Origin of the sequence: Hyalangium ruber (genome assembly GCF_034259325.1) — a bacterium.
Taxonomy (GTDB): Bacteria; Myxococcota; Myxococcia; order Myxococcales; family Myxococcaceae; genus Hyalangium_A; species Hyalangium_A rubrum.
On the sequence record NZ_JAXIVS010000001.1, the window covers coordinates 98,100 to 119,833 of the forward strand.

Below are 21,734 nucleotides of genomic sequence, written 5' to 3' on the forward strand. Positions count from 1 at the left end.
CTCGGCCCTCCCGTGTTGCGAAGAACCCGCGTTAAAGGCGCACGGGTTCTCTGGAGCAATCCGCGAGCCCCTCCGGTGGCACGTAATAGGCCTCCACGGTGCCCCCCGCCACCTGGGGGATCTGGGCCTGGAACCGGCCCTTGGCCACCTCGAGGGTCTGGTACTTCTTCTCCTGCTTCTTTCCGCGGCCCGTGGTCACGCTGAGGATGACCTTCCCGCCTCGCACGGGCTTGCCGTCATCGACGGTGACGATGGTGCCTCGAACGACTCCGTCCCGTACCTCGAAGTCCTCGAACCGCGTGGCGCGTCCGGTGGCCACCTGCGCCTGCGCCCCGCCCAGCACCTGGATGGCATGGCGGGGAGTGTCGCGGGGATCCTCGATGAACGCCGTCAGGCCCACGTTGTTGGGCTTGCCCCCGAACTCCCGGAAGATGCGGCGCTCCTGCTGCTCCTTCGATGGCTGGCGAGGATCGAAGGCGAACTCGTACATCACCTTCACCCGGCGCGTCTCTCCCGGATTTAACGTCAACCACGCCGTCTCCAAGTAGGTGCGGTAGGCGGGATTGTTCTGCCCGGCGACGATGAAGATGCGGGTCCGCAGCGGGTACGGATTGCCGACCTCCATGAAGCTCACCTCCCGCGTGGCGGGCGAGGCGGTGCGGGAGATGAACCGGTCGTAGTTCGACTGCGCCAGGTTGTTGAGCTCGGTCATCTCCACCACGGAGGGGTTGGTGGGGTTCTGGTACAGGGGGATGCGGGCGATGACGCAGAAGTGCCCCTGGTTGGGAGGCGTCCACGTGGTGGAGAACTCAACCGTGGCGCCCGCTGCCACGTCGCGCACATCCGTGCCCAGGAAGGTCTCCGGAGTACCTCCGATGTTGTAGTTCTTCACGAAGAAGTTGACCCGCACGCCGGGCGCATCCAGCGAGCCGTTGTTCTTCACTCGGGCGATCACCGTGTTGGTGTTGCCCTCCCACGGAACATTGAACCAGGCGGGGTTCGCCTGATTGCGCACGTTGCGCACCTCGATGTCCGGGCTCTGCCACTGCCGGTCCGGGCTCGCGGGCCAGGGGCGGATGGAGGGGTCTGGCCGGCTGTTCACCCCGTAGCGGATGCGCACTTCGGCTTTGGTGCCGTCCTCGCCGCTCACGTCCACGCGGAAGTCCGTGGGGAAGACGGGGTCCGTCGTGTCCGTCTCCTCGTAGTCCTGACCGTTGCCCAGCACGCTGCCATCCCCGTCCCCGTCGTTGTTCAGCAGCAGGATGGCCGGGCGGGCGATGGGCGGCGAGAAGGGCCCCGACACCACATCCGTGCCCAGCACCCGGCTGTCGGTCGGAAGGTTCCGGTCCGCGATCTGGGTGACCTGACCGGCGCGGTACTCGAAGTAGTAGTTCCAGCCATCGGCCAGGCGCACCTCGATACCCCGCTTGCGCCCCGCCGGCAGCGTCTGTGCCTCGGCTGGGTGCAGGGTGATGGTCTGATCCACCGGCACGCCCATGGAGACGAAGTTGAAACTCTGCACCGCCGCAGCCGGCACCCAGCCCAGCATCATCCGATGGGAGAGCGAGAAGTGGGGGAGCGGGTCATCGGCGTCCATCATCTCCCAGGCCCCCGGGTTCCTGCCGGGCACCGAGGGCGCGTACTGATCGCCGAGCCCGAGGTTGTGCCCCAGCTCGTGCGCCAGGGTCTCGTGGATCTCCCGGGTATCCGTCACGCCCCACTCGTTGGGCATGGAGATGACTCCGTAGTTCTTGTTCCCCTCGGCCGTCGTGTAAGGCCCCCAGTTGCCGATGGAGGCATAGGGCCAGGCGGCCCGGGGCGTGGCCCCCGTCACCGGCTGCGATACGCACAGCAGGGTGTCGAAGTTGTTGTAGTTGATCAGCCCATCGCCCGCCGTGAAGCAGGCCTGGTAGTAGGTGCCCTTGGGTGAATTGTCCGCGTTGAAGTAGTCGTCGTAGCTGCCGGGGAGCTCGACCGGGCCGAAGACCTCCGCCGAGAGCGTGAACGCTCCGTAGGAGACCTCCTGGTAGAACTGCCGCGTGCTGCGCGTCACTCCGCCGTCCGTCACCCCGTTGACCACTTCGTTGAGCCAGCGATCGCGGTGGGCCTGCAGCGTCGCGGCGTCGGTGGTGAAGCGCTGGCTGCTCGTGTCCACCAGCAGGATGGCGATGCGGCGAGTCCCCGTCGCCGGGACCACGTTGATGTTCTGAGGGCCCGCGGGGCCCCCGCCCCACGCCGCCCCCGAGGCGAAACCGGTCCCCTGCCCGTCGAACCAGCGCGGAGGCCCCACCTCCTCACTCGGCCAGAGCGCATCGACGCGGAAGCGCGCCTCTCCCACCACGGTGGTGGTGCCCTTCTTCAGCGCCTGCAGGGCATAGTCCCCGGGCCGGTAGCCGACCAGGAGCATGATGCTCGGAGCTTTTTCCTGGGTCTGCCGCTCCTGGGAGACCGAGACCCGGCCTCCTGGGGGCCCCTCCCGCACGATGAAGTCGAGGTCCTCCATCAGGAGACCGGACTTCGGGTCGATGCGTACGGGGACCTTGAGATACGAACCCACGAACAGGGGGCGCTTGGACAACCTCAGGAAGACGTCGGCCATGGCAGGTGCTCCTCCTCATGGAGGACGGAGATGCCAGGCGTTCCTTGTGAAGCGTGCAACGTGCCCCGAACGAGGCTGCCAGTCACCTCATCAGCCGAGATGACCGGAGCGCTCAGGGTGTCGCCGAGGCGGGCGCCGCGGCCTTGAGGCGCAGGCCCACCAGGTACACCTCCATGCTCGCCCCGCGCGTGGCCTCGGGGCGCACCACCTTCACCTCTTCGTAGTGCGAGCGGACCTGGGCGCGGAACTCCTCGAAGTCGCCGCCCATGAACAGCTTGGCCACGAAGCTCGAGCCGGGCCGGCTCCGCGCCACCGCCACCTCCAGCGCCTTGCCCGCGAGCCGCAGGCTGCGCGCCTCGTCCGTGGCCTTGATGCCGCTGGTCTTCGGCGCCATGTCCGAGATGACCGCGTCGAACGGCCCGTCGTACATCGCCAGCAGCTTGGCGTCGAAGTCGTCCGCCAGCACGTCCAGCACCGCCGTGCTGACATGCTTCTGCGTGAAGGGCCGGATGGCGACGATGTCCACGCCGATGACACGGCCCGAGGTGCCCACCGAGTCCGCGAGGATCTGCAGGAAGCCCCCCGGCGCCGCCCCGAGGTCCAGCACCGCCCCGCCCTTCTTGGCGATGGGGAAGCGCTTGAGGATTTCATCCAGCTTGAACGCCGAGCGGGCTCTCAGCCCTTCTTGCTTGGCTTTCTGGAAATAGTGGTCTTTCGGCCGGTAGGGCTTGCCCATAACGGGGGGGGTGCCTACCATCCCGCACTGTCTCCGGGGAAGGCTTGGGCGGCAGCGGGTGTCGGATACCCGTGATTGGGTGTAGCATGGAGGGGTCCATGGGTACCCGAAGCGTGGTTGTGGCTGTGAGCGTCTCCCTCCTTTCGTTGGGATGTGCCGGCTACTGCTACACCCGCTCCCAGGCCCTGCACGGCGAGGCACGGTGGCTGCTGGAGCGCGGCAACGCGCAGGCCGTCGAGTACGCCCAGCGCCTGGACAACGCGGTGGCCGACGCCCAGCTCAAGACGTTCGCCGCGCGGCGCGAGGTGATGGAGCGCGCGCACCTCTGGCAGCGCGGTCAAATGCTCGGGGTGATGGCCGCGGCCATCTCGGCCCTGGTGGCGTACATGCTCTACCTGCTCCGGCGGCTGGACTCGCAGTTGGATGACGCGGCCGCCGAGGCGCCTTCCGAGTCCATGACGAGCAGTGCCCCCTCGGATACTTCACGCGGGCTCGTGGCCAGCCCGCACCGCTGAGCGCTCGCCCCATCCCGTCTCACACTGGCAAGATGGCGCCCTCTTTCGGAGGTGCCATGCCCGGCTGCGCGCACTGCGGACGCCCGCTCGACATCGTCGGAAACCAGGTAGGGCGGCGCGACACGTGCCCGCACTGCGGCGAGGAGGTGCATTCCTGCCGCAACTGCCGGCACTTCGACCTCTCCGTGGCCAAGGAGTGCAAGGAGCCCTTCGCGGAGGTGCCCTCGGACAAGGACTCGGCCAACTTCTGCGAGTTCTTCCAGATTGGCGAGGGCGGCCTGACGGCCAAGGAGAGCCGTGAACAACAGCTCTCGGCCGCCGAGGCCCTGTTCCGCAAGAAGTGAGCGGCTCAGAAGCCGTAGAGCTTCGAGATGATCTCCTTCATGATCTCGGAGGTGCCGCCGCCGATGGTGATGAGGCGCACGTCGCGCCAGGCGCGGGCGATCGGCGTCTCCTCGATGTAGCCCATGCCGCCGAAGAACTGCTGGCAGTCGTAGGCCACCTTCTGCGCGAGATCTCCGGCGAACAGCTTCGCCATGGAGATCTCCTTCACCGGGTTCTCCTTGGCGTCGTAGAGCGCCACGGCGTGGTAGGTGAGCCGCTTGGCCGCCTCGATGGCCGTGAGGTGCTCGACGAACTTGTGGCGCCACACCTGGAACTTGATGAGCGGCTTGCCGAAGGCCTGGCGCTCGTTGCCGTAGCGAATGGAGTCCTCCACCATGCGCTCCATGCCCGCCACCGTGGTGATGGCGCCCACCAGGCGCTCGCCCTGGAAGTTGGTCATGATGTGGTAGAAGCCCTCGTTCTCCTCGCCGATGACGTAGCGGCGCGGGATGCGGCAATCCTCGAAGTAGAGGATGGCCGTGTCCGAGGCGAGGTTGCCCACCTTGTCGAGCTTCTTGGACACGCTGAAGCCCTTCACGTCCGTGGGGAACGTGACCAGGGAGATGCCGCCGTAGCCCGCCTCGCCCGTGCGCACGCCTAGGGTGATGAAGTCGGCCCGGGTGCCGTTGGTGATCCACATCTTCGAGCCGTTGATGACGTAGTCGTCGCCGTCCAGGCGCGCCGTCGTCTTCATGTTGGCCACGTCCGAGCCGGCGCCGGGCTCGCTCACGCCCAGGGCGGCGATCTTCTCGCCCTTGAGCGCGGGCTCGAGGAACTCGCGCTTCTGCTCGTCCGTGCCCAGCTCGTTGATGATGGGCGTGGCCATCTGGCTCTGCACCAGCAGGGCCATGTTCACGCCCGCGTTCTGGCTGCGCGTCAGCTCCTCGCTGAACGCGGTGACGAACCAGTAGTCCAGGCCGCTGCCGCCGTACTTCGGGTCGTGGTTGATGCCCAGGAAGCCCAGCTCGCCGGCCTGCTTGAAAACCTCCCGGGGGAAGATGCCTGCCCGATCCCACTCCAGGGAGTGCGGCGTCAGCTCCTTCTCGACCCAGGCGCGCACCGACTTGCGAAAGGCCTCATGCTCGGCGGTGAAGGGGTTGATCATCGTCGCTCCTCGCAAAAGAGATTGACTCATCAGTCAATAGCAGGCGCCCCGCGAGTGAACAAGCATCCCTCCTCCCAGAACTTCCATGCTCTCCGCCTCCCTCGTCCTCCTGAGCTTCATCACCGCGACGCCACCGGCCACTCCCTCGACCGCCGAGCAGTTGCGCGCGGTGTGTACCGCTCAAGCCTCAGACCCTCGGAATCCGTGGGCGCTGGCCCATGGCATCACGCTCGAGGGGCGAGGGTTCCGGGCACGGGACGGGCGGCTGGCGGCCGAGGTCATCCTGGGGGACTTCCTGCGCCGCGACAGCACGCCCCAGGGCCGAGGGCTGTACTTCGAACCCTTCGCCGAAGACGGCACGCCGGTGGAGCCACACCCGGCGTTGCAGGTGAAGACGCTGGTGCTGGCGGGCTTTCCCCTGAGCCGAAAGTTCCAGGCGGCTGGGGGGACGGTGACGGTGGGAGCGCTCGTGGAGGACCTGCAACGCGACTTCCGCGTGGACCTGTCCCGCTCGCCTGATGGTGCCTGGGCACTGGATGCGCTGGGCCATGTGCTGGCGCCCGGAGCGAGCTTCCGGAACGGCGCAGGAGAGACGGTGCGGTTCGACGCGGTGATGGACGAGGCGCTCGTCACGCTGGAGCGCGCGCACGCGGAGCTGGCCGAGGGCATGGAGACCGGGCTGGCGCAGGTCCCCAAGCAGAAGCAGGGCATCTACACGCACCCGTGCGGAGGGCTGCACTTCTTCCAAGCCGTGGCGAGCTGGGCCCGCCACCCAACCGTGCGCAAGGCGTGGGGCGGGAGGATGGAGGCGCAGGTGGAGGTGCTCGTCTACCGCCTGGGCTCGGAGGCCCGCCAGTACGAGGCCGCGTTGGCCTCCTCACCCCAACAGCGGCTGCCCCTGCTCTCCCAGTCCCTGAAGTTCTATGGTCACTTCCTGGAGACGCTCGGGCGCTACCGGCAGGAGAATGGGTGGCAGCCCACGCCCGCGCAGCAACAGGCGGTGACCCGGGCGCACCAGCTCCTCGAAGCCACCGTCCGCCGGCTCGGGGAATCAGGCGCCTTCCAACAGATGGAGACGCTGTCGCGCGAGCGGCCTCAGCTCTACCTGGATCTCGTGGGCGATGCGTGCCACGCGGCCCACGGGCTCGCGCTCTGGGCGCCCGCCAAGAAACGCTGAGCGCTCACCCTCCTCCGAGGCGCGCGATCTCCTCGGCGGAGAAGCCCGCCTCCTGGAGAATCTCTCGGGAGTGCTGCCCCAGCCCCGGAGGAGGACGCAGCGGCGTCTCACCCATCCGCAGCGGCGTGAGCAGGTGCGTCACCTTGCGCCCGCGCTGCGCGTCCTCCGCCTCCACGAAGAGCCCTCGCGCCCGGTGCTGCGGATCGGCCAGCACCTCATCGCCCTCCAGCACCGGCTCGATGCACAGGTCCGTGCCCGCGAAGAGCTGCTGCCAGTGCGCCAGCGGGTACACGGCGAACAGGCGCGCCAGCTCCGCCTTCACCCGCTCCGCGCCTCCGTTCAGGTCGTAGCCGTCCGTGAACAGATCCATCCGCCCCAGCCGCTCACACAGGCCCGAGAAGAACTTGGGCTCCAGCGAGCCCACCGCCAGCCACCGGTCATCCTTCGTGCGGTAGAGCCCGTAACACGCGTAGCCGCCGTTGAGCGCCTCGCGCCCGCGCTGCAGCGCCTGCCCCTGCGCGCCCATCGCCAGCCGCGCCGCCAGGTGCATGTGGACGAACGCCATCGCCCCTTCCGTCATCGACACGTCCACGAAGCGGCCCTGCCCCGTCCGCTCGCGCTCGTGCAGCGCCGCCAGGATGCCCACCAGCGCGAACAGGCTCCCGCCGCCGATGTCGCCGATCTGCACCCCGGGAAAGGCCGGCGCTCCGCCCGCCTCACCGCCGTACGCGAGCACTCCCGCCCGCGCCACGTAGTTGATGTCATGCCCCGCCTTGAGCCGGTCCGGCCCCGTCTGCCCGTACCCCGAGATGGCGCAGTAGATGAGGCGCGGGTTCTCCTTGCGCAGCGCCGCCTCCCCCACCCCCAGCTTGTCCATCACCCCGGGCCGGAAGCTCTCCACCAGCACGTCATAGCCGCGCACCAGCCGCTTGAGCGCCTCGCGCCCCTCGGGCGTCTTGAGGTTCAGCGTCACCGAGCGCTTGTTCCGGTTCAGCCCGTAGAAGAGCGCGCTCTCCTCCTCGCGCATCGGCGGCATCTGCCGGATGTAGTCCCCGCCCTCGGGCTCCTCCAGCTTGTCCACGGTGGCGCCCAGGTCCGCGAGGACGAGCGTGGCGTACGGGCCCGGCAACAACCGGGAGAGATCCAACACCTTGAGACCAGCGAGCGGCAGCGTGTTCATGGGAGCCAGAGCACCGGAGACGACAGCGGCGCGGCCCCCAAGGGAGCACGCGCCGCGGTGAAAGGCACCCGCTCACGGGCGCCACGACAGAAGGGTTCGCTTACGACAGCAGCTTGGCCAGCTTCATCGCCAGGCCCATGTCCATCGGCTTGAACTTGAGCTTGCCCTGCATGGCCGCCATCTGCGCGTTGAGCGTCTTCTGACGGATCTTCACGAAGTCGTCGTTGCTCACCGTGATGGTCATCTTCGGCTCGCCCGTGGCGCCCTTCGACACCCAGTCCGAGGACTTGGTCAGGTCCAGCGTCCACTTCCCCCCGTTATCACCCGTGATGTCGAAGTGGATGATCGAGTTGATGTCCTTGCCCAGCTCCGGCTTCTGCGCGAGGACGGCGGGAATCTCCTTCTCGAGAATGTCCTGCGACGTCATGGGTCCCTCCTGGTTTGATTGGTGAATCAACGTCGGGCGGACCGTAGTGGCCAGCCCCCGACGGGTCAAGCGCGAGGAGTCTCGGGAGGCTTGCCGCCCTTGAGCGCGCGGCGCACCATCTCCAGCAGATCATTGAGCTCGAAGGGCTTGGCCAGGTGGCCCACGGCGCCGATGTCCAGCGCCTTGCTGCCCACGTTGCGATCGGCGCTCAAGACGATCAGCGGAATGCCCGAGATCGCGGGCGGCCGCTGCCGCATGCGCTGGGCGAACTCCCACCCGTCCATCACCGGCATCATCAGGTCCAGGAGGATGAGTTGGGGCGGATCCGGCTCCAGACGATCCAGCGCCTCCTTGCCATTGCGCGCTCTGCGGATCTCGAAGCCCTCCGCTTCCAGGATCTCCGACAGGGCTTCCAGGATGTCGGGATCGTCGTCCACGACCAGGATCACGGTCGAACCATTGGGCTGTGCGGTCGAAGCCAGAATCTTCTCCTGTAGAAACGCGCCCGGGATTCTCCACCAATCCAGGCGCTTGGGGCGCAAGAAAATGGGGGTAGCCCCTTACCCGGGGGGGCCCGTTGCAAAACGGACAGTCGCTCCCCACCCTTCCATCGGAACCGTTGCACACAAGGCAGGAGGCGCGATGGCTCAGGGGGAGCAACTCTCAGGTGGTGCAACGAACGCTCCCGGATTGGCCTTCCTGCCAAGGCAGGGAGCCCCCCGCTTGTTGGGTCGCCTGCTCCTCGAGCACCTGGGGCTGGAGGCGCTCCCCCCGTTCATCGAGTCGGTGGGTGACTTGATGGCGCTGGCGGGCTTCCAGCCCCGCGCCGACGCGGAGGATGTCTGGGAGCGTGACGGCCAGGCCGTCCGCGCCGGAGAGAGCGTGCTGGAGGATGGGGCCCGGCTGGTGTGGACCTGGCCCCTGAACGACGGCGACGCGGAGGACACCCACCACCGGGTGCGCTACCTGGGGCTGGCCTCGCATGACCTGCGAGGCGCGCTGGCCAACATCCGCTCCTACGCGGCGCTGCTGCTCAATGGGCGCATCCCCCTGGAGCCCAAGGTGCAGCGCGGGCTGGAGACCATCCTGCGCAACGCGGACCGGGCGCTGTCCTTCTCGCAGGACTACTTCGATTCGACCCGCGCGGACCTGGGCTCGCTCGCCTTCGAGCGAGAGCGACAGGCGCTCGAGCCCCTGCTCGCCGCCGCCGTGGAGCGTCACCAGGCGGCTGCCCGGACGGCCGGCGTGGTGCTGATGCTCGATGGCCATATCCCCCTGCCCCTGGTGAACGTGGATGCGGGGCGCATCCAGCACGCGGTGGAGGCCCTGGTGCAGCACCTGATGGCCCGCTCGCAGCCGGGCGAGGTCATCCATGTGCGCGCCCTGCCCGTCCCGGGCGGCCTGCGCGTGGAGGTGCGGCGCGAGGGAGTCCCCCTGTCCGAGGAGGAGGCGGGCCTCGTCTTCGCCCACCAGGAGCGCGCCTTCCGGGAGAAGAAGCTGGAGGATGCGCTGCGCGTCAACCTCGCCCGCCAGGAGGTCGAGGTCCACGGCGGCAGTGTTGGGGTGGAGACGGATCGAGCCGGGACGACCCTGTTCTTCACCCTCCCCCTCGAGCTTTCCCAGGAACTTGCCCCCCCTGCCTCCTTGCAGACGTGAGGGAGGTGCTCGTGTCACTGGCGGCCAGCGCCTCTGGCCGGTATGCTCGGCGCGCTGACTTCCAGGAGTGGTGCGATGGGTCTGAAGTGGACTGAGATTCTGCTGATCATGGCGGTGCTGCTGCTGCTCTTCGGGGCGACGCGGCTGCCCCAGCTCGGCTCTTCCCTGGGAAGCGCCATCCGCAACTTCAAGCGCGGCTTCGGCGGCGAGGATGAGTCGGAGTCCGAGCAGAAGAAGTCTGCTCAGCCGGGCTCGCTGGCCAGCAACACCTCGGTGGAGCAGAACGCCTCCGCCAAGGCGACCAGCCACCAGGGCTGAGCCTTACCGCTTCTTCGCCAAGTCAAACGCCCGACCCGCCCCGAGCTCTCGAGGCGTGGCCGGGCGTCGTCATTTCCGGCGGGCGGGGGGAAGGCGCCTCCCCCGCGCCCCGCGCCGTGACTCAGTCGGCGCTCTTGCCCTCGTAGAGCTTGCCGATCGAGGCCGCGTACTTCTGGCTGCAGAACTTGCGCTTCACCTTGAGCGTCGGCGTCAGCTCGCCGCTCTCCTGGGTGAAGTCCGCGTCCATGATCTCGAACTTCTTGAGCGTGCTGTAGGGCGGCTGGTCCTCGTTCACCTTGTTGATGATGTCCTGCACGGCGGCGCGGATCTCCGGCCGCTTGCCCAGCTCCGCGTAAGAGGCCACCTGGACACCCTTGTCCGTCAGCAGCTTGCGCGCTGAGTCCTCCATCACGGCGATGAGCACCACGAGGTAGGGCCGCTGGTCGCCGTAGACCATCGCCTGGCTGATGAGCGGGAAGGTCTTCAGCGTGTTCTCGATGTTCTGCGGCGCCACGTTCTTGCCGCCCGCGGTGACGATGATGTCCTTCTTGCGGTCGGTGATGCGCAGGTACCCGTCCGCGTCCACCTCGCCGATGTCACCGGTGTGGAACCAGCCGTCCGGCTCCAGGGCCTCGGAGGTGGCGGTGGGGTTCTTGTAGTAGCCCTTCATGACGCAGGGGCCACGCACGAGAATCTCTCCGTCCGGGGCGATCTTGATCTCGGTGCCGGGCATGGCCGGGCCCACCGTGCCGATCTTGATCTTGTTGGGCACGTTGGCGTTGCAGGGCGCCGAAGTCTCCGTGAGGCCGTAGCCCTCGAGCACCTGGAAGCCGAGCAGATCGAAGAAGTAGGCGATCTTGCGCGACAGCGGCGCGCCGCCCGAGATGAACAGGCGCATGTTGCCGCCCAGCTTCTCGTCCAGCGTGGCGCGTACCTTGTTGAACACCAGCGCGCGCGCCACCGAGAAGCCCAGCGAGTTGTACTCGCGGCCCTGCATCTTCGCCTCGGCGTACTCGTCGAAGAGCTTGAAGGCCCAGCGGAACAGCTTGCCCTTCACGCCCGGCGCCGCCGAGCCGTTGGCTACCACGTTGTTGTAGACCTTCTCGAAGACGCGCGGCACCGCCGGCAGCACCGAGGGCTTGGTCTCCACCAGGTTGGGCAGCAGCTTCTCCACCGACTCGGCGAAGATGAGCCGGAAGCTCATGCCCAGCCACGCCGCCTTCACCACCTGCGCGAACGAGTGCGCCAGCGGCAGGAACAGCATCACCGAGTCATTGGGCGCCATCAGCCCGTTGGCGCGCGTCGCCTCGGCCTGGTACGCCCAGTTGCCGTGCGTGAGGATGACGCCCTTCGGGTCACCCGTGGTGCCCGAGGTGTAGATGAAGCCCCAGACATCGTCCGGCTTCACCGCGCGGGCGCGCTCCTCGAAGGCATGGGGATGCGCCTTCTCCTCCGCCTCGCCCTTGGCCATCAGGTCCTTGAGCGACATCTCCTTGTCGCCCGAGACGGCGCCGTCGAACACGACGACCTTCTGTACGCTGGGACACTCGCCGAGCCGCTGGCGAATTCGGGAAAGTCGCCCGGCCTGCTTGGCGTCCTTCTCGTCGTTGTCCACGAAGACGAGCGTCGTCTCCGAGTGGTTGAGGATGTAGCGGCACTCATCCGGCGTATTGGACGAGTAGATCGGCACGGTGACGGCCTGCGCCGCCGAGATGGCCAGATCGCACACCACCCACTGCGGGCCCGTGCCGGAGAAGATGGCGACGCGGTCTCCCGGCTTCACGCCCTGGGCGATCAGGGCCGACGAGAGCACCTTGACCTCCTGGAGCACCTGGCCCCAGGTCATCTCCTGCCACTTGCCGTCCTTCTTGTGGGTAATGGAGACCTTGGAGGCCTCTTGCGCCCGCTGGATCAACAACTCCACCAGGTTCTTGGCTCCCGCCCCCGTGGCAGGGGCCGACTCCACCATCTGACGCTCTGCCCTCATTTGAGCTCCTCCTCGATGTCGGCTTCGACCTTCTTGGCCCACTCTTGGACCCGCCGACCTTCCGGCGGATCGTACGCAACGTTGCCCTGCTTCACCTTGAGGATCGCCTCACGCGCCTTCTTCGCCTCGTCGTCCGCCAGCAGCGTCTCGGCCAGGTAGTAGTTCGCGCGCAGGTTGTTCGGAAACTTCGCCAGCGCCTTCTCGTACAGCTTCGCGGATTCACCCAGGTCGCGCTTGGGCCACGGCAGCTCGTAGTGGTAGCGGCCCTTCGCCAGCCAGGGAGCCCCCATGTCAAAGGTAGGATCGATCTTGATGGCGGCGTCCAACCGCTCGTTGAACTTGCCCTCCAAGCCATCCTTGAGCGCCTTCATGATTCCGACCGCCTGGGAGTAAGTGCCGATGCCACCCGCGGCGAAGTACTGGCACTCCACACGTTGGGGGGCGAGCTTCACTCCGCGCTCGCACACATCCCACGCCTGCTTGCCGAGCACCTTCTTCTGGCGCGCGTCACTGGCCCCGTCGGCCTGCCACACCAGCAGCCGGGCCTGCCGCCACAGCAGCTCGTAGTCCTCCGGCGCGGCCTGCAGCTCCTTCTTCAGCGTCTCTTCCTGCTCCTTGATCGCCGCCTCCTCCGAGCGACGCGCGTGGAGTGCATCCAGCGATGCCAACAACTCCGGCGTCGCCGCCGAGGCCGGTAAGGCCAGCAGCAACGAAAGGGCGAGCAAAATCAGGCGCATGGCGGGCGGTGTTAGCACGCGCACTCGCTCCCCAGCAACCCGACCAGCCCCGACAGGTAGGCTTTGTCGCGGGTGATCTCAAGCAACCCGGGAAAAACAAGAAGGGCGGCCGACGGAGCCCTGGCCCCATCGCACCGCCCTTCTCGGCTCTACATGACCTCGGAGGAGATCGCGTCGCGACTTCAGGCCGCGTCCGCCGCCACGTTCTCGTTGTTCTCCTCGTCCTGGTTGAACGCGGAGAGGTAGCGCTCGAGGAAGCTCTTCGTCTTCAGCTCCACCTGCCGCACGCGCTCGCGCGACACGCCCCAGCGCTGGCCCAGCTCCTCCAGCGTCAGCGGCTTGTCCTGGGTGAGCCGCTCCTGGAGGATGTCCCAGCCCAGGTCGCCAATGCGCTTGCGCACCTTGGCCAGCGCCTCCTGTACCTCGTCGTCCTGCTCGCGTGACAGGTACACCTCGGCCGGCGAGGGACCGTTGTCCTCGATGCGGTCCAGGAAGGTCGTCTCGCCCTCCTCATCGATGGTGGCATCCAGGGAGAAGTCCACCATGCTGCCGCGCTCGGACTCACCTCCGCGTACCTGGCTGCGGTTGTCCTTCAGGTAGCGGGTGATGTAGGCGCGAATCCACCACACGGCATAGGTGGCGAAGCGCACGTTCTTCTTGGGATCGAAGTGCTCGATCGCCTTCATCAGCCCGACGTTGCCCTCTTGAATGAGGTCGTCCAGGCGAGCGCCCCGGTTGGCGAACTTCTTGGCCACCGCCACCACGAAAGCCAGGTTGGAGGTCGCAAGGGTCTGCCGAGCGGACTCGTCGCCTTTGCGCGCCCGCTTGGCCAGTTCGTACTCCTGCTCACGCGTCAGCTGCTGGTGACCACCCAGGTGACGCAGGTAGTGCGACAAGCCCTCTGCCGCATACTTCGTCGTGTTGGCCATGATCCTGATCTCCGTTCCGAGATAAATCGCGGCGCGATTCCGACCCTCTCCGCACCGGCTTGTTACTAAGACGCGCAACGGGCCAAAGGGTTTCGCATTCCGATGCGGGGAATTTTTCGCCACGCATCGGGATGTGACAGGCCCGTCACGCCCGCGTTTCTCTCAACACTTGAGAGGCCGTACGGGCGAAGCGGCACGCGCGTTTCCAATGCCGCTGCGTCTTTAGAAACGCTTGGGATCGGGAAACATTTTCTCGGGATTGAGGAGACCTGCTGGGTCGAAGAAGGTCTTCAACCGGCGCTGCAATTCGAGCACGGCCGGGGACTGCTCCATCGCCAGGTAGTCACGCTTGGCGTGTCCCACTCCATGCTCGCCAGTAATCGTGCCACCCATCTGCACCGTCATTTCGAGCATGCGTCGGATGGCCGTCTCCACGAGGGCACGCTGGTGCGGCCCCTCGTAGAGGATGTTGGCGTGGAGGTTGCCGTCTCCGGCGTGGCCATAGGTGGCAACCATCAGGCCGAGCTCAGTTCCCATCGCCTTCAACTTTTCGATGATTTCGGGAATACGTGAGCGAGGTACGGCGATGTCTTCGGAGAGCTTGTAAGGCTTGAGCGTGCGCAGGGCGGTGGAGACTCCGCGCCGAGCGGACCAGAGCTTCTCGCGCTGCTCCTCGTTCTGCGCGACGAGCGTCTGAGTGGCGCCCAGCCGCTCGCAGATCTCTCCCGCCTGGGCCAGCTCGGCCAGCAGCCCCTCTTCCACGTTGCCGTCCACCTCGAGGATGACGGCCGAGCCCGCGCCCGCCGGGAAGTGGAACGCCTTGCCGTCCACCGCGCGCAGGGCTACGTCGTCGATGAGCTCCAGGGTGCGGGGCAGTACGCCCGCGGCAAGCACCGCGGAGACGGCGCGCGCGGCGGTAAGCACCGAGTCGAAGATGATGAGCGCCGTCATCACATGCTTGGGTTTGGGGATGAGCTGGAGGGTGATCTCCGTGGCGACCCCCAGCGTGCCCTCCGAGCCCACGAAGAGGCCGACGAGATCGTAGCCCGCCACACCCTTGATGGTGCGCCTGCCCACCTGGAGGATCTCCCCGGTCGGCGTCACCCACTCCAGGCCGATGACGTAGTCGCGCGTCACCCCGTACTTGAGCGCTCGGGGACCTCCCGCGTTCTCGGCGATGTTGCCGCCCATCGTGCAGAACTGCCACGAGTTGGGATCCGGTGGATAGAAGAGGCCCACCGCCTCCACGGCCTTCATCAGGTCGCCCGTAATCACGCCGGGCTCCACCACGGCCGTCAGGTCCTCCACGGAGATGGAGCGGATGCGGTTCATCCGCTCCAGGCTCACCGCCACGCCGCCTCGCAGGGGCAGCGAGCCGCCACTCTTGCCGCTGCGCGCGCCGCACGGGGTGAAGGGCACGCCCAGCGCCTGGCACGTCTTGAAGACGGCGGACACCTGCTCGGCGCTCTCCGGAAAGACAATCAGGTCCGGCGGGAAGACGCCGCTGTCGGACTCGTCGCGGGAATATTGCTGGCGGGTGTCCTCGTCGCGGCGCACCTGGCCCGGGGAGAGCACCTCGGTGAGCGCGGTGAAGGCACGCTCCAGGCGCTCGGGCTCCACGCGCGGGAAGGTCTTCTCGAACGGCAACGGCGCCGTCATCGTTGCATCCCCAGCCGTGTCCACAGCTCTCGGCGCAGCGGCCCATCCCGCCGCAGACGCCCCTCGTAGGCCTCCGCGTGGGTGACGGCATCCCGCTGCTTGTCGCCTCGCATGCGCAGACACGCCTGCTTCGCCTCGAGGATGCACGCGGTGGCGGGGCTGCCGAGCACTCGCGCTAGCGAGCTGGCCACGTGGCGCGCCAGGTCTTCCTGAAGGATGAGGCGGTGGGCGAAGCAGTCCACCAGCGCGGACAGGCGTCCGAAGCCCACCACCTGCTTGCCCGGCACATAGGCCACGTGCGCGCGGCCTTCATAAGGAAGCAGGTGGTGCGGACACATGGAGTGGAAGCGCAGGTCCGTCACCACCACCAGCTCGCCCGAGGAGTCCGGTGGGGCCGGGAAGGTCTCCCCCAGCGCCTCCTCGGCGGTGCGGCCGTAGCCATCGAGGAACTCGCTCGTCCAGGCCTCGGCCACGCGCTCCGGCGTCTCGGTCAGGTTGGGGTCCGTGAGCGGCAGGCCCGCGGCGCGCAGGAAGTCCTTGATCGCCGCGGCCATGGCGGCCGGGTCTGGGACAACGGGGGTGGCGCCGCGAAGGGAACGACGGGGGGCTCGGGGGTTTCCCACTGAGAGTGCTCCTTGGTGGCCGACGTCAGGGGGCCGAGACCCTATCCGAGAACGGAGCGACCTGAATCTCCTCGCCCACCACGCGGACCGCATAGATGCGCAGCCGCACGCCCGCGTTGCTCGGACAGGCGCCCGTCCGCACATCGAAGGGCCAGGCGTGCAGGGGGCAGTGGACGAGGTAGCCGTCCACATCCCCTTCCGAGAGCGGCCCTCCCCGGTGCGGGCAGGTGTCCTGCATGGCGTAGAGCTGACCCGCTATCCTTAGGATGGCCACCGGGGTGCCCTCCACCCGCACGACGAGGCGCCCGCGCTCATCCAGGTCGGAGAGCCGGGCGACGGGAATGAATGGCTCGGTGGCTCTTCCGTCCACGGGTTGGACCTCCGTCCTCCGCCTTGACACCTCTGAAGCACGACAGTAGAGCACCCGAGTCCCCTGCCTTCGATGCTCAATCGCGCCGCCACCTTCCGACGCTACACCGCGACACTGCTCGTCGTGCTGTGGGGCTTGCCCCTGCTGGTGGCGCTGGGGCACTCCGAAGAGCACGCGCACCGCTACTGCCAGGAACATCAGACCTTCGAGGACATGGCGCGCAGCGGCGGGGCGACGGTGTCCCTGGCCGCCGAGGCCACGTCTCGGCTCATGGCCATGCCCGCCTCCACGCAGGGCGCGGACCGCATGGCCCACGAGTCCTGCCCGCTGCTGACGACCAGCCCGCGGGATGAGGCGCTCACCCTGGAGATGCATGTGGTGGTGTCGGCCTGCCTGGCCGTCAGCCGCCCCGCGACGGCGCCTCCTCGGCCGCTCTCCTCGATTCCCATCCTCGCGACCGCTCCCAAGTCCTCGCCACCCGCACGCGCCTAGCGTCCGAAGCGAGAGGCCGTGGGTCGACGTCCGTCCATCGGGCGTCCGGTTCCGAGGAGTTCCCGAGTGTCATCCCCGTCACGCCGGTTCACCGGCATACCTGTTGTCCTTATAAGCATTCTTTCGCTCTCCGCCCTGTCCGCTCGGGCCCAGGAGACGCAGCCCGCCGCCTCTCCGCCAGCCGAGGAGGGCTCTGGCCAGGAGCTGAGCCCCGAGGAGCAGGCGGAGATCGAGGCCGCCATCGGTAAGGACACGAAGGCCGAGCCCCAGGCTCCCGCCGAGTCCGCCCCCACCTCTGGCGCTTCGGCTCCGCTCCCGGTGCCGCAGATCCTGTCCTCGCAGTTCCTCGAGCTGAGCTTCGTGCTCGACGTGGCGCTCGCAGCCTTCACCGCCGAGGAACCCCTGCAAGGCGGCGCGCACGATCCTTTGGACAACGGGTTCACCTTCCAGCAGTTGGAGCTGTCCATCAGCAGCGTGGTGGACCCGTACCTGCGCTTCAACGGCAACATCGTCTTCAGCCAGTTCGGGGTGGAAGTCGAAGAGGCCTACGTCACCTCGCTGGACCTGCCCGCCAACCTGCAGGTGCGCGCGGGCCAGTTCCTCACCCGCTTCGGTCGCCTCAACAACACGCACCCCCACGCCTGGGACTTCGCGGACCAGCCCTTCGTCTTCAGCCGCGTCTTCGGCGGCGAGGGCAACCGGGGCCTGGGCCTGGAGGTGTCCTGGCTCTCGCCGCTGCCCTGGTACCTGGAGGTGGTGGGCTCGGGCACCGACGCCACGGGCGAGAGCACCGCGCGCAGCTTCTTCGGCGCCGAGAGCAGCCGGGTGGTGTCTCCGTTCGACTTCCAGTTCACCGGCGCGGTGAAGCAGTTCTTCCCCTTCGGCGATGATCTGTCGCTGCTGTGGGGCCTGTCCGCCGCGACGGGCCCCAACGCCTCGGGCTACCGCAACCGCAGCGATGTCTACGGCACGGACCTCTATCTGAAGTACCGGCCCACCTCGGCGGCCGACGCCAACGTGGTCTCCCTGCAGGCGGAGCTGCTCTACCGCCGCCGGCAGGTGCCCGACGATCTGCTCTCCGACTGGGGCGGATACGCCCAGGTCCTCTGGCGCTTCTCGAGGCGCTGGGCCACCAGCGGACGCTACGAGTTCGGCACCGCCGCCCGCGACCAGGACGGCCGCCTCGCGGAGGATCCGCTCGATCCGGAGTGGACCGCCACGCGCCAGCGCATCTCCGCCAACGTCACCTTCTGGCCCACGGAGTTCTCCCGGCTGCGCCTGCAGGCCGCCACCGACCGTGTCGGCTGGCGCTCGGAGCCGGACTACTCCGCCTTCCTCACTCTCGAAGCAGTGATGGGTGCCCACGGCGCCCACGCCTTCTGAACCCTTCTTCTCCGGAGCCTTCCGATGAGAACCCTTCGCTTCTTCACGGCGCTGAGCGCCGCCCTCCTCTGCCTCCTGTCCCTGCCGGCCCGCGCCGACCTGAACGTCGTCACCACCGTGCCGGACCTCGCCGCCCTGGCCAAGGCCGTGGGCGGTGACAAGGCCACCGTCACCTCCCTGTCCCTGCCCACGCAGGATCCCCACTTCGTCGACGCCAAGCCCAACCTCGCCCTCACGCTCAACCGCGCCGACCTGCTCATCGCGGTGGGCCTGGAGCTGGAGCTCGGGTGGCTGCCCACGCTCCAGCTCGGCGCGCGCAATGCCCGCATCCAGTCCGGCAACCCCGGCTTCCTGGATGCCTCGCAGTTCGTGAAGGTGCTCGATGTGCCCGCCGGCGCGGTGGACCGGAGCCAGGGCGATGTCCACCCCCGGGGCAACCCGCACTACCTCTATGACCCGCGCGCGGCCCTCGCCGTGGCCCAGGGTATCGCCGGGCGCATGGAGCAGCTCGATCCGAAGAACGCCGCCACCTACCGGGCCAACCTGGAGAAGTTCTCCACCGAGTTGGAGAAGACCCGCGCCGACTGGGAGAAGCGCCTGGCGGGGCTGCGCGGCGTGCCGGTCATCTCGTACCACAAGACAACCATCTATCTGGCTGACTGGCTGGGCTTCTCCTCGACGGCCTTCCTCGAGCCGAAGCCGGGCATTCCTCCCAACCCCTCGCACGTGGCCAAGGTGCTGACGCAGGGGCGACAGCAGAAGGTGCGCTTCGTCCTCCAGGAGGACTTCTACCCGGACGCCACCTCGCGACTCGTGGCCTCGAAGATCCCCGCGCCGCTGGTGCTCCTGCCGGGCGGCACGGACTTCCGCGGCGGGGAGACGTACCTCCAGAACATGGAGCAGCTGGTGAAGCGGCTCGAGCAGGCCCTCGCGGGCAAGGGAGGCTGAGCCATGCGCGCCCCCCTGCTGCTTCCCGTGCTGATGCTGGCCGGCTGCGCCTGGGAGCCCGGTGCGGGCTTCGCCGCGCTCGAGGCCACGATGAACGCCAAGTACGCCCCCGAGGGGTCTCGTGAGCGAGGGCTCGGCTATCAACAGCTCGCGTCCAGCTACCAGATCCAGGTGACCGGAGCGACGATGCAGCTGGAGCGCATCGAGCTCATTGGCCGCGCCGCCAGCACCGGGCCCTCGCGCTTCGATCCGGCCAACCCTCCCCCGGGCTATACCCTGTGCCACGGCGGCCACTGCCACCGCGACGACGGCGCGCTCATCCCCTACGAGGACATCGAGGCGGAGCTGAGTGGAGGTGGCGCCACGGCGACCCCAGTGGCCACCCTGCCCGTGGGCGAGCTGAACCTGCTGGCGCCCGTGCCGCGCACCCTGGGCTGCGAGCCCGACTGCGAGCTGCCTCGCACCGAAGTCACTCGCGCGCGCTGGGCCGTGACGACGCTGCGACTGGCGGGCACCGTGCGTGATTCGCTCACCACGCCTCGCTTTCCGGGGAACCGTTTGTTCCAGCTGGAACTCGCCACCACGGGCACGGCCTCGCCCGTCGCGGTGCTCGAAGGGGACCTGGACGTGCCCTCCGATCGGGAGCACGCGCCGCGCGTCCTCATGCACCTCCAGCTCGACATCCCGTCCCGAATCTTCGACGAGGTGGATTGGGCGGCCACCACGCCGGGCGCGGACGGCACCGTGGATCTGGGAGCCGAGGCCAACGCCGCGGCCCGCGCAGAGATCCTCGAATACCTGTCGGGAGTGAAGCCGACGGCGGAGGTGACGCGTGAAGACCGATGAACAGGACTTCGCCTCGGGACAGGTCGGCGCTTCCTCACGGACCGAGGCGGCGGAGTTGCTCCTGTCCTGCGAGCGCCTCGTCATCGGCTTCGGGGGCAAGCCCCTGCTGCCGCCCATCGACCTTCAGGTCCGGCGCGGCGACTTCGTGGCGGTGGTGGGCCGCAATGGCTCGGGCAAGAGCACCTGGTTCAAGACGCTGCTCGGGCTGCAGTCCCCGGTGTCCGGCCGCATCCTCAAGGGGCGCCCGGGCATGAAGAGCGCGTACGTGCCGCAGACGGCGGGCATCGACGCCATCCTCCCGGTGCGCCCCAAGGAGATGGTCCTCTGGGGCCGGATGTCGGGCTGGAACTTCCTCAACCCCTTTCCCAGCCGGGAGGACCGGCGGGTGGCGGAGGCGGCGCTCGACACCGCGGGAGCGCGCGCGTTCGCCCAGCGCCCCTACCGCGAGCTGTCCGAGGGCCAGAAGCAGCGCACGCTGCTGGCCCGCGTGCTCGCCAGCGAAGCGGACCTCGTGCTGCTGGACGAGCCCACCGCCGCCATGGACGCGGTGGCCGAGCGCGAGACGATGCAGCGCCTGGCGGGGCTGGCGCACGAGCGGCGCATCGCCGTGGTGGTGGTGAGCCACGACCTGACGATGGCCGCCGAGCACGCCGACACCCTGCTCTTCCTCGATCGCGAGGGCCCCGCCGTCGTCGTCGGGGATGCCCCCACCGTCTTCTGCCACCCGGCCTTCCGCCACCAGTACGGCGACGAGTACTGCGCTCGCGCCTCCTCAGGATCCCGACTTGGACCCGTCCCTCCTTGAACCCTCGAAGTGGGAGCAGTTCCAGGCCAGCTTCGACCTGTTCCGAGATCCCGTCCTGTGCGCGCTGATCGCCGGGGGCGTCCTGGGCTTCCTCAGCGTCTACGTGGTGCTGCGGCGCATGGTGTTCGTCAGCGCCGCGGTCACCCACTCGGCCGGCCTCGGCGTGGCGCTCGCCTTCTTCGCGGAGATCCACCTGGGCACGCACGTGGACCCCATGCTGGGCGCCACCGGCCTGTCCCTGCTGGCCACCCTGTTGCTCATGGCGGACCCGGCCCGGTTGAAGCTCACTCGGGAGAGCATGCTGGGCCTCGCCTTCGCGTTCGCCGGCGGCGCGGCCGTGCTGGTGGGCGACCGCATCGCGCAGGAGGCCCATGACATCCAGGGCATCCTCTTCGGAACCGCGGTGCTGGTGACCGAGGAGCAGCTCGCCGCCGTGGCCATCGTCGGCGCCGCCGTCCTGTTCATCCAGCTCTGGTGGTTCCGAGGCCTCACCTTCGCCAGCTTCGACCGGGTGGGTGCCCGCGTGCAGGGGCTGCCCGTGCGGCTCCTGGATTCGGTGCTGATGATCTCCATCGGCGTGATGGTGGGCGTATCGGCACGGGCGCTCGGCGCGCTGCCCGTCTTCGCCTTCTCCACCTTGTCGGCCATCGCCGCGCTCGTGCTGGACCTGCGGCTGGGCTGGACCTTCCTGCTGGCCACCCTCGCCGGGTGCATCTCCGGCGTGGGCGGCTACCTGTTCGCCTTCTTCTACGACTTCCCCGTGGGCGGCTCGCAGACGGTCCTTTCGAGCGCACTGGTGGTAGTGGCCGTGCTCCTGCGCGCCCTGCGCGGACTGGTCCGACCGGCGCGCTGAGAGCC

The 21,734-nt window shown here is 68.2% G+C and carries 23 protein-coding genes; 11 read left to right on the forward strand and 12 right to left on the reverse strand.

Features of this window, described 5'->3' with window-relative positions; translation table 11 throughout:
• Positions 1-31: 31 nt before the first annotated feature.
• Together SYV04_RS00435 and SYV04_RS00440 are read right to left on the reverse strand one after the other, a co-directional pair.
• A complete protein-coding gene (locus SYV04_RS00435) occupies positions 32-2,599 on the reverse strand; it encodes a CARDB domain-containing protein (RefSeq protein ID WP_321543547.1) in 2,568 nt (855 codons plus the stop codon).
• Positions 2,600-2,711: 112 nt separating this feature from the next.
• Entirely contained in the window at positions 2,712-3,356 is a 645-nt protein-coding gene (locus SYV04_RS00440) for an RlmE family RNA methyltransferase (RefSeq protein WP_321543548.1), read from the reverse strand.
• 77 nt (positions 3,357-3,433) lie between these two features.
• Here SYV04_RS00440 and SYV04_RS00445 point away from each other — a divergent pair, with 77 nt between their 5' ends.
• Complete coding sequence (locus SYV04_RS00445) at positions 3,434-3,850, forward strand: hypothetical protein (RefSeq protein WP_321543549.1); 417 nt, start codon at positions 3,434-3,436, stop codon at positions 3,848-3,850.
• 56 nt (positions 3,851-3,906) lie between these two features.
• Positions 3,907-4,194, forward strand: a complete 288-nt coding sequence (locus SYV04_RS00450) for a hypothetical protein (protein WP_321543550.1) — start codon at positions 3,907-3,909, stop codon at positions 4,192-4,194.
• Positions 4,195-4,199: 5 nt separating this feature from the next.
• Here SYV04_RS00450 and SYV04_RS00455 read toward each other — a convergent pair whose 3' ends face one another.
• Positions 4,200-5,339, reverse strand: coding sequence for an acyl-CoA dehydrogenase family protein (locus tag SYV04_RS00455; RefSeq protein ID WP_321543551.1), 1,140 nt, complete (start codon positions 5,337-5,339; stop codon positions 4,200-4,202).
• A gap of 85 nt (positions 5,340-5,424) precedes the next feature.
• Here SYV04_RS00455 and SYV04_RS00460 point away from each other — a divergent pair, with 85 nt between their 5' ends.
• The gene (locus SYV04_RS00460; protein ID WP_321543552.1) at positions 5,425-6,516 is read left to right on the forward strand and encodes a hypothetical protein; all 1,092 of its coding nucleotides are present in this window, start codon (positions 5,425-5,427) and stop codon (positions 6,514-6,516) included.
• Positions 6,517-6,520: 4 nt separating this feature from the next.
• Here SYV04_RS00460 and SYV04_RS00465 read toward each other — a convergent pair whose 3' ends face one another.
• From SYV04_RS00465 to SYV04_RS00475, 3 genes are all read right to left on the reverse strand, one after another.
• Complete coding sequence (locus SYV04_RS00465; protein WP_321543553.1) at positions 6,521-7,696, reverse strand: CaiB/BaiF CoA transferase family protein; 1,176 nt, start codon at positions 7,694-7,696, stop codon at positions 6,521-6,523.
• A 100-nt stretch (positions 7,697-7,796) separates the two neighbouring features.
• Entirely contained in the window at positions 7,797-8,123 is a 327-nt protein-coding gene (locus SYV04_RS00470; protein WP_321543554.1) for an SCP2 sterol-binding domain-containing protein, read from the reverse strand.
• A 65-nt stretch (positions 8,124-8,188) separates the two neighbouring features.
• Positions 8,189-8,572 carry a response regulator gene (locus SYV04_RS00475; protein WP_321543555.1) on the reverse strand — a complete coding sequence of 128 codons (384 nt, stop codon included), beginning with the start codon at positions 8,570-8,572 and terminating at the stop codon, positions 8,189-8,191.
• Between the two features lie 193 nt (positions 8,573-8,765).
• Here SYV04_RS00475 and SYV04_RS00480 point away from each other — a divergent pair, with 193 nt between their 5' ends.
• The gene (locus SYV04_RS00480; protein ID WP_321543556.1) at positions 8,766-9,779 is read left to right on the forward strand and encodes a sensor histidine kinase; all 1,014 of its coding nucleotides are present in this window, start codon (positions 8,766-8,768) and stop codon (positions 9,777-9,779) included.
• A 75-nt stretch (positions 9,780-9,854) separates the two neighbouring features.
• Entirely contained in the window at positions 9,855-10,097 is a 243-nt protein-coding gene (gene tatA / locus SYV04_RS00485; protein ID WP_321543557.1) for a twin-arginine translocase TatA/TatE family subunit, read from the forward strand.
• A 121-nt stretch (positions 10,098-10,218) separates the two neighbouring features.
• Here tatA and SYV04_RS00490 read toward each other — a convergent pair whose 3' ends face one another.
• The 6 genes from SYV04_RS00490 to SYV04_RS00515 form a co-directional block, all read right to left on the reverse strand.
• On the reverse strand, positions 10,219-12,084 hold the full coding sequence (locus tag SYV04_RS00490) for an AMP-dependent synthetase/ligase (RefSeq protein ID WP_321543558.1): 1,866 nt from the start codon (positions 12,082-12,084) through the stop codon (positions 10,219-10,221).
• On the reverse strand, positions 12,081-12,821 hold the full coding sequence (locus SYV04_RS00495) for a tetratricopeptide repeat protein (protein WP_321543559.1): 741 nt from the start codon (positions 12,819-12,821) through the stop codon (positions 12,081-12,083). The genes SYV04_RS00490 and SYV04_RS00495 overlap by 4 nt, the downstream gene beginning before the upstream one ends.
• 182 nt (positions 12,822-13,003) lie before the next feature.
• Entirely contained in the window at positions 13,004-13,750 is a 747-nt protein-coding gene (locus tag SYV04_RS00500; RefSeq protein WP_321543560.1) for a sigma-70 family RNA polymerase sigma factor, read from the reverse strand.
• 222 nt (positions 13,751-13,972) lie between these two features.
• Positions 13,973-15,409 (reverse strand): FAD-binding oxidoreductase, encoded by a 1,437-nt coding sequence (locus SYV04_RS00505; protein WP_321543561.1) that lies wholly within the window; start codon positions 15,407-15,409, stop codon positions 13,973-13,975.
• Positions 15,406-15,963, reverse strand: a complete 558-nt coding sequence (gene folE, locus SYV04_RS00510; protein ID WP_321543562.1) for a GTP cyclohydrolase I — start codon at positions 15,961-15,963, stop codon at positions 15,406-15,408. The genes SYV04_RS00505 and folE overlap by 4 nt, the downstream gene beginning before the upstream one ends.
• A 94-nt stretch (positions 15,964-16,057) precedes the next feature.
• Positions 16,058-16,402, reverse strand: coding sequence for a Rieske (2Fe-2S) protein (locus SYV04_RS00515; RefSeq protein WP_321543563.1), 345 nt, complete (start codon positions 16,400-16,402; stop codon positions 16,058-16,060).
• Between the two features lie 72 nt (positions 16,403-16,474).
• Between SYV04_RS00515 and SYV04_RS00520 the strand changes: the two genes are divergently transcribed.
• The 6 genes from SYV04_RS00520 to SYV04_RS00545 all read left to right on the forward strand — a co-directional run bounded on the left by SYV04_RS00520 (position 16,475) and on the right by SYV04_RS00545 (position 21,729).
• Positions 16,475-16,894, forward strand: coding sequence for a hypothetical protein (locus tag SYV04_RS00520; protein ID WP_321543564.1), 420 nt, complete (start codon positions 16,475-16,477; stop codon positions 16,892-16,894).
• A gap of 66 nt (positions 16,895-16,960) precedes the next feature.
• Complete coding sequence (locus SYV04_RS00525) at positions 16,961-18,277, forward strand: porin family protein (RefSeq protein ID WP_321543565.1); 1,317 nt, start codon at positions 16,961-16,963, stop codon at positions 18,275-18,277.
• A gap of 24 nt (positions 18,278-18,301) precedes the next feature.
• The gene (locus tag SYV04_RS00530) at positions 18,302-19,225 is read left to right on the forward strand and encodes a metal ABC transporter substrate-binding protein (protein ID WP_321543566.1); all 924 of its coding nucleotides are present in this window, start codon (positions 18,302-18,304) and stop codon (positions 19,223-19,225) included.
• Positions 19,226-19,228: 3 nt separating this feature from the next.
• Entirely contained in the window at positions 19,229-20,071 is an 843-nt protein-coding gene (locus SYV04_RS00535) for a hypothetical protein (RefSeq protein WP_321543567.1), read from the forward strand.
• Positions 20,058-20,876 carry a metal ABC transporter ATP-binding protein gene (locus tag SYV04_RS00540; protein ID WP_422723898.1) on the forward strand — a complete coding sequence of 273 codons (819 nt, stop codon included), beginning with the start codon at positions 20,058-20,060 and terminating at the stop codon, positions 20,874-20,876. Before SYV04_RS00535 ends, SYV04_RS00540 begins: the two co-directional genes overlap by 14 nt.
• Positions 20,857-21,729, forward strand: coding sequence for a metal ABC transporter permease (locus SYV04_RS00545; RefSeq protein WP_321543568.1), 873 nt, complete (start codon positions 20,857-20,859; stop codon positions 21,727-21,729). The genes SYV04_RS00540 and SYV04_RS00545 overlap by 20 nt, the downstream gene beginning before the upstream one ends.
• Positions 21,730-21,734 lie beyond the last annotated feature (5 nt).